We start from the raw sequence: 6,595 nt of genomic DNA, 5'->3' as shown, positions 1-6,595 counted from the left end.
GTGGGGGCGGCGATGGGCTCCGGATCCACCGGCGGCATGAAGCCGACGACGGTCTTCTCCTCCGGCTCGTCCAGGCTGCCCAGCATGTCCAGCGAGTCGTCGTTGTCCGGGCCCAGCGAGTCGAGCGCGGAGATCTCCTCCAGGCCGGACGGGGACTCCATCTCCTCCGGCGGCGCGACGACGGGCTCCTCTTCCGTGCCCGTCACGGGCTCGGACATGTCGCTGAAGGCGTCGTCGAGCATGTCCAGGTCTTCCCCGGCCACCGCGGGCTCCTCGCCCGTGTCGACGGCGATCTCCTCCGAGCCGAAGTCCGTCGCGGGCTCCTCGCCCAGCGAGTCCAGCGTGAGGCTCTCGTCCACCACCTCGTCGCTCGCGGGCGGCTCCGGGAAGCCGATGACGCCGCCCACGCGGTCAATGAGGACGTCCGTGTCCACGGGCTTCGCCACGTACTCGTCCGCGCGCGCCTTCAGCTTGCTGTGCGCCGCGAAGCCGTCCGGGCTGCCGATGATGACGATGGGCACCGTCTTCAGCTCGTCGTCCTTCTTCAGCTTGCCGCAGATGAGGTAGCCGTTCTGTCCCGCGGACAGGTCCACCGCCAGCACCACGAGGTCCGGACGCTCACGGCGGATCAGCTCCACGCTGCCCTTGCCGTCGCCCGTCGTCTGCGCGGAGAAGCCTCGCGACTCCATGGCCTGCTGCAGGGTGGTGGCGAGGGTGGCGTCGCTTTCGACGATCAGGATTCGCTTGGACATGAAGGGACGGCCATCCTGGGGGTGCGGCGCGCGGTGTGTCACCGCGTGAGACAGCAGCGGCGGCGCGCGAGAGTAAAGACGCCGTCGAGGCTATCGGCCATGCATGGGACCGTCAATCTTCACACCGGGCGCAACGCCCGGTATTCAGTTGAGCAGCCGACCACCCGAGCCCCCGGTTTCCGAGGGCTTCAGGGCTGTAGCGAGACAGGCTGCACGCTCACCGCGGGCTTCACCTGCGCGGGGCGCACGAGCCCGTTCGAGCGGTGCTCCTGATCCCGCAGCATCTGCAGGATGGCGGCGTCGTCCAGATCCGTCACCAGCTCGTAGGTGACGTCCTGATCACGCCACGTCACCACGTTGTACGCCTGGCTCGAGTCCACGGCGACGTTCTCCACCGTGGGGCCCTCGTCCTTGATCACCCGCTGACCCGTGGCCGGATACACGAACACGCCGATGTTGCGCTTGGGCTCGTTGGTGAGGCGGGGCTGCGTCTCGTAGCTGACGTAGACGACTTCCTGGCCGTTGAGCGTGGAGAAGCGCGCGCCCACGGGCCGCGCCTGCTGCAGGCGGGGCAGGGTGATGCGGTGCTCCACCTTGTCGTTGAACCACGCTTCGATCTGCTCCGGCGTGCCCGCGACGAACTCCAGGGGCCGCTGGCGCGTGTGGCGCTGCACGGCCTCCAGGATGGTGGCCTTCTGCGCCTTGCCGGACTGGTACATCATCCAGCCGCCGCTCACCGTCACGACCACCAGGGCCATGGCCCCGGCGCGCAGCCACTGGCCCACCTGCGCGCGGCGGTGCTCGCGGTGCAGGCCGGACTGGATGCCCGCGCGCAGTGAGGCCGGCGCGCGCGTGCCCTGCGTAGAGATGGAGTGCTTCGCCGCGCGGCGAAGCGTCTGACGAAGCTGCATCTCCTCGTCCACCCGCGCGACACACGCGGAGCAGCCTTCGAGATGCGACTCCACGTCGTGGCGTTCCTCGGGCTGGAATTCGCCGTCGAGGTACGGATACAGCAACCGCTCGAGTTCCTGGCAGGTCATGGGCGCTCGATGAGGTGGGCGGAGGGAAGCAACGCCCCTCCAACCTCTTTCTAGCCTGCCTTCTTCCGGCGCCTGAACTCTTCCAGATCCGCCGGGGCCGCCTGAACCGGCTCCCCGTCGTGCCGGAATACGCCCTGGCCTTCCGCGTACTCGCGCAGCGTCTTCTGCAGCAGCTTGCGGCCACGGAAGAGGCGGCTCATCACCGTGCCCACGGGGCACTCCAGGATCTCCGCGATCTCCTTGTAGGAGAACTCCTGAAGGTCCGCGAGGATGACCACCAGCCGGAAGTCGATGGGCAGCGAGTCGATGGCGCGCAGCACGTCGTCCGACAAGAGCCGGTCGAAGAAGTACTGCTCCGGGTTGGCCGCGAAGTCCGTCGCGTCCCGGCTCACGAAGCGCTCATGCACCGCCTCGCGCTCCACGCCCTCCACCACCGTGCGCTCCTTCACCTTGCGGCGGTAGCGGTTGATGAAGGTGTTCGTGAGGATCTTGAAGAGCCAGGCCTTGATGTTGGTCCCGCGCTCGAACTTGTCGAAGAAGCGGTAGGCCCGCATGCAGGTGTCCTGCACCAGGTCCTCGGCGTCACGCTCGTTCTTGGTCAACCGGAGCGCCGCTGAATACAGCGGGTCCAGGTGTGCCAGCGCCAGCTCTTCGAATTCCTGCTTCGTCCGGTTGGGTTGCCTGAAGTCCAGCATCATGCTCCCGCCTTCCAGGGGCCCGAAATGATTGGGGAATGCGTCGCCTGCCTAACGGTCAATCTATGCACCGGAACAGACGGGTCAACAACGCTTTCCCCTGCCGCGCCGCCCGCATGCCCGCTTCTGGAGTGCGGAGACGTCCGGCGGGATCATTTATTCCACAGGGTGGGAACTGGACGGGACACCCGTCCAACCGTCCCCTCCAGGCAACCGGCCAGCACATGGCTGGCCGGCTGTGGAGCAGGCAACCGCTACATCACTTCTTGCCGCCGAGTGCGTCCATCAGGGGCACGTAGTCGTACCCCATGTCCTTGGCGACGGCCTCGTAGGTGATGTGGCCGTTGTAGGTGTTGATGGCACGCTGGAGGGCGCGGTCGGACTTGATGGCCTCCACCAGGCCCAGGTCCGCGATCTTCCGCGAGTAGGGGCGGGTGGTGTTGGTGAGCGCGAAGGTGGACGTCTGGGGCACCGCGCCGGGCATGTTCGCCACGCAGTAGTGGACGACGTCGCTCACGGTGAAGGTGGGGTTGTCGTGCGTGGTGGGCTTGCAGGTCTCGATGCAGCCGCCCTGGTCCACCGCCACGTCGACGACGACGGAGCCGGGCTCCATCTCGCCAATCAGCTCACGCGACACCAGCTTCGGGGCCTTGCCGCCGGGGATGAGCACCGCGCCGACGACGAGGTCCGACTCGCGCACGGTGCGCGCGATGGACTCCGTGTCGGATGCCAGCGTCTGCGCGTGGCCGAGGAACACGTCGTCCAGGTAGGTGAGGCGCTCCAGGTTCACGTCCAGGATGGTCACTTCCGCGCCCATGCCGACGGCGACCTTGGCGGCGCACAGGCCCACCACGCCACCGCCGATGACGGCCACGCGACCGCGACGCACGCCGGGCACGCCGCCCAGCAGGATGCCCTTGCCACCGTGGGCCTTCTCCAGGCACGCGGCGCCCACCTGGATGGCCATCTTGCCGGCCACCTCGGACATGGGCTTGAGCAGCGGGAGGCTGCCGTCGTCCAGCTGGAGCGTCTCGTAGGCGACCGCCGTGACCTTCTTCTTGATGAGGGTCTTGGTGAGCTCCGGATCCACGCCGGCCAGGTGGAAGTACGTGTAGACGATCTGCCCGGGCTGCATGCGCTCGTACTCCGGCGCGATGGGCTCCTTCACCTTCACGATCATCTCCGCGCGCTTCCACACCTCATCCGCGGTGGTGATGATCTGCGCGCCGACGCGCTGGTACTCCGAATCCGGGATGCCGGAGCCGACGCCAGCGTTCGTCTCGACCAGCACCGTGTGCCCCGCGATGGTGAGCGCGCGCACGCCCGCAGGCACCATGCCAACACGGTACTCGCGGGTTTTGATCTCCTTGGGGACTCCGACGATCACGACTGCCTCCGACGAATGGGGGACTGCCTGGAAAACGTGGCGGACCCATAGACCAGGGCATGAGCGCTTTCAAGGCGCGCACGGGCGAGGGAAGGGGCCACGCGTGATGGGCCTCATTCATCCACCCATATGACGCGAGGCGTTGGACGCAGGGCGGCCCACCCGTGTTAGTTAACAGCGCATGACGCACGCGCCGAAACTGCTCTTCGCCGACCCCAAGGGCCGGGTCATGGAGCATCCCTACCTCATCGCCACCCTGCGCAGCGGCGAGGAGCTGGTGCCCCCGCAGGACAAGCCCATCGCCCTGCCAGCGACCGGGCGCCTGGTGCACCTGCCTGGCCGGCTGCCCGTGGGACTCAACCCGGACTCCGGTGAGCTGGAGCTGGTGCGCGAGATGAAGATGGGCGGAAAGACCTTCGTGCCCAATGCCGTGGGCGCGCTGCTGCCGCCGGGCTACACGCGCACGTTCCTGCCCGGGGAGGTGAAGGGCAGCGGACCCATCCTGCCGCAGTGGGCGTACACGGCGGCGGCGTGGGGGGAGAAGGGGCCGCTCGCGTGGGCCATCCACACCGACCGGCGCTCGCACTGGGAGCCGGAGGCGTACTCCACGCCGGAGCTGAAGGGCCTGGTCACGGCGCACATGGGGCGCTTCCCGGACAGCCGCGTGCTCAAGCAGCTGAAGACGTGCGCGCTGCTGTACCGGTGCTTCACGTCGCAGAACATCTTCTATGCGCGCGACGAGGGCGCCATCCCCGCGTCGGTGATGTGCAACGCGCGCTGCGTGGGCTGCATCTCGGATCAGCCCGCGGACGGCCCGCCGGCCTCGCACGAGCGCATGGATGACGGCCCCTCCGCGGAGGAGATGGCGGCCATTGGCCTGTACCACCTGGAGCACGCGCCGGGCCGCACCATGGTGAGCTTCGGCCAGGGCTGCGAGGGCGAGCCGCTCACGCGCTGGAAGTTCATCGCGGAGTCCATCCGCCTGATGCGCGCGAAGACGGACAAGGGCTCCATCAACATCAACACCAACGCCAGCCTCACGCACGGGCTCAAGGCCCTGCTGGACGCGGGGCTGGACGCCGTGCGCGTGTCGCTCAACTCCGCGTCCAAGGGGCTCTACGAGGCCTACTACAAGCCGGTGAAGTACGGCTGGGAGGACGTGGAGGCGTCCATCGCGCTGGCGCGCGAGCGGGGCGCGTACCTGGCGCTCAACCTGCTCCTGTTCCCCGGCGTCACCGACCGCGAGGGCGAGGTGCGGGCGCTGGAGGACCTGGTGCGCAAGTATCGCGTGGATCAGGTGCAGACGCGCTCGCTGTGCATTGATCCGCTCCAGTACCTGGAGGTCGCGCGCGGCGTGGGCGCGGGCGGCGAGCCGGTGGGCATCCGCACGTTGCTCCAGCGGCTGAAGGCGGCGCGGCCGGGGCTCATCATCGGCAACTTCGCGCGAGGCCTGGACGAGCGGGAGAACGCCGCGGGCTCACCGGAGGTTTGACCGTCCGGGAGGGAAGGGCTACGCAGGGCGGCATGTCCGCTTCCTCCTTCCGTTCCGCGTTCCGCCTCGCCGTCTTCTGTCTCTCCTCCGGCGCCGTCCTCGGTGCGTGCAGCAAGGCGCCCGAGGAGCCGGAGTTCGACCACGGCCTGAAGAAGCCGCTCGTGCGCAAGCTGCGCGAGGAGCTGACGGAGACGCCGTGCGACAAGGCGAAGGCGCAGCAGCTGGCGCAGCTGCTGCTGGACACCGGCGACATGAAGGGCCTCACCCGCGTGACGGACACGTTCGGTGAGAAGTGCGGCCCCAACATCGTCCTGCTCCAGCTGGCGTACACGGCGAACGCGCGCGCCGGGGAGAAGGAGCTGGCGCTGAAGGCCGCCACCGCGCTGGTGACGGCGCAGCCGGACAACGCGAGCTATCGCGTGTGGCGCGGCCTCTCGCTGGAGGCGCTGGGGCGGACCGAGGAGACCGCGGCGGAGCTGCAGAAGGCCTTTGATCTTCAGCCCGGCCAGCGCCCCATCCTCAACGCGCTGGTGAAGTCCTACGACGCGCTGGGCAAGTCCTGCGAGGCGCTGGCCGCGTACCAGCGCTTCGTGGAGAACGCGAAGCCCTTCGAGGCGAAGTCCGCTGAAGTGCAGGAGCAGTTGCAGGAGCGGGCCGCCAAGACGAGCTGCCCGGCCCAGGAGACCGCGGCGACGCCCGACGCGTCCGTGACGCCCGAGGCGGCGGCGAAGCCCTGAAGCGCGCGGCGACTACTCGGCGCCAGGGGGCATCAGCTCCTTGGCGACGAGGTTGCCCATCACGGCGTCCTTGGGGATGTAGCCGTCGGCGCCGGCCTCGCGGCAGATGCGCTGGAGCTCCTCGACGTTCTCGCCGGAGCACAGCAGCACCTTGATGCCCTTGAAGAGGCTGTTGCTCTTGATGAAGCGGCAGAACTGTTCGCCGTTCACGTTGGGCATGCGCACGTCCAGCAGCACCAGGTCCGGGCGCGTCTGCTTCTTCAGGATGATCTTCGTGGCCTTGTCAGCGGTGTCCGCGACGTGGACCTCGAAGCCCTTGGACACCAGGTCCGCTTCGATGATCCGCGCGGTCATCTCACTGTCGTCCACGATGAGGATGCGCGGCTTGCGCCCCCCGGCGGCCATCGGGGCCTTGGGGAGTCCGCCGGAACCCGTGGCGGGTGCGGCCGGAGCCGGGGCGGGAGCAGGGGCGGCCGGAGCGGGGGAGGGGAC

Annotated in this window: 7 protein-coding genes; 2 read left to right on the top strand and 5 right to left on the bottom strand. The window is 68.6% G+C overall.

The genetic code is table 11. The features are described from left to right. From D7Y11_RS40945 to ald, 4 genes are all read right to left on the bottom strand, one after another. A partial coding sequence (locus D7Y11_RS40945; protein WP_148139276.1) for a PleD family two-component system response regulator occupies positions 1–752 on the bottom strand: 752 nt, incomplete at its 3' end. Positions 753–940: 188 nt separating this feature from the next. Beyond that, a complete protein-coding gene (locus D7Y11_RS40940; protein ID WP_120575531.1) occupies positions 941–1,792 on the bottom strand; it encodes an anti-sigma factor in 852 nt (283 codons plus the stop codon). Positions 1,793–1,842: 50 nt separating this feature from the next. Then, complete coding sequence (locus D7Y11_RS40935) at positions 1,843–2,487, bottom strand: sigma-70 family RNA polymerase sigma factor (protein ID WP_120563274.1); 645 nt, start codon at positions 2,485–2,487, stop codon at positions 1,843–1,845. 259 nt (positions 2,488–2,746) lie between these two features. Beyond that, the gene (gene ald / locus D7Y11_RS40930) at positions 2,747–3,874 is read right to left on the bottom strand and encodes an alanine dehydrogenase (protein ID WP_120575530.1); all 1,128 of its coding nucleotides are present in this window, start codon (positions 3,872–3,874) and stop codon (positions 2,747–2,749) included. Between the two features lie 181 nt (positions 3,875–4,055). On the opposite strand from ald, the gene D7Y11_RS40925 reads away from it, so the two are divergent. Further along, positions 4,056–5,366, top strand: coding sequence for a radical SAM protein (locus D7Y11_RS40925; protein WP_120575529.1), 1,311 nt, complete (start codon positions 4,056–4,058; stop codon positions 5,364–5,366). Positions 5,367–5,398: 32 nt separating this feature from the next. Beyond that, positions 5,399–6,103, top strand: a complete 705-nt coding sequence (locus tag D7Y11_RS40920) for a hypothetical protein (protein WP_126936388.1) — start codon at positions 5,399–5,401, stop codon at positions 6,101–6,103. A gap of 12 nt (positions 6,104–6,115) precedes the next feature. Here D7Y11_RS40920 and D7Y11_RS40915 read toward each other — a convergent pair. Beyond that, a partial coding sequence (locus tag D7Y11_RS40915; RefSeq protein WP_148139275.1) for a PleD family two-component system response regulator occupies positions 6,116–6,595 on the bottom strand: 480 nt, incomplete at its 5' end.

The organism is Corallococcus sp. AB018 (genome assembly GCF_003986945.1).
In the GTDB taxonomy this organism is placed as follows: Bacteria; Myxococcota; Myxococcia; order Myxococcales; family Myxococcaceae; genus Corallococcus; species Corallococcus exiguus.
This window is presented reverse-complemented; position numbering and strand designations above follow the sequence as displayed.

What these genes read in the sequence shown, in the direction of transcription:
- D7Y11_RS40925 (WP_120575529.1), top strand. Translation starts at nt 4,056, where the DNA reads ATGACGCACGCGCCGAAACTGCTCTTCGCCGACCCCAAGGGCCGGGTC.
- D7Y11_RS40920 (WP_126936388.1), top strand. Translation starts at nt 5,399, where the DNA reads ATGTCCGCTTCCTCCTTCCGTTCCGCGTTCCGCCTCGCCGTCTTCTGT.
- D7Y11_RS40940 (WP_120575531.1), bottom strand. Translation starts at nt 1,792, where the DNA reads ATGACCTGCCAGGAACTCGAGCGGTTGCTGTATCCGTACCTCGACGGC.
- D7Y11_RS40935 (WP_120563274.1), bottom strand. Translation starts at nt 2,487, where the DNA reads ATGCTGGACTTCAGGCAACCCAACCGGACGAAGCAGGAATTCGAAGAG.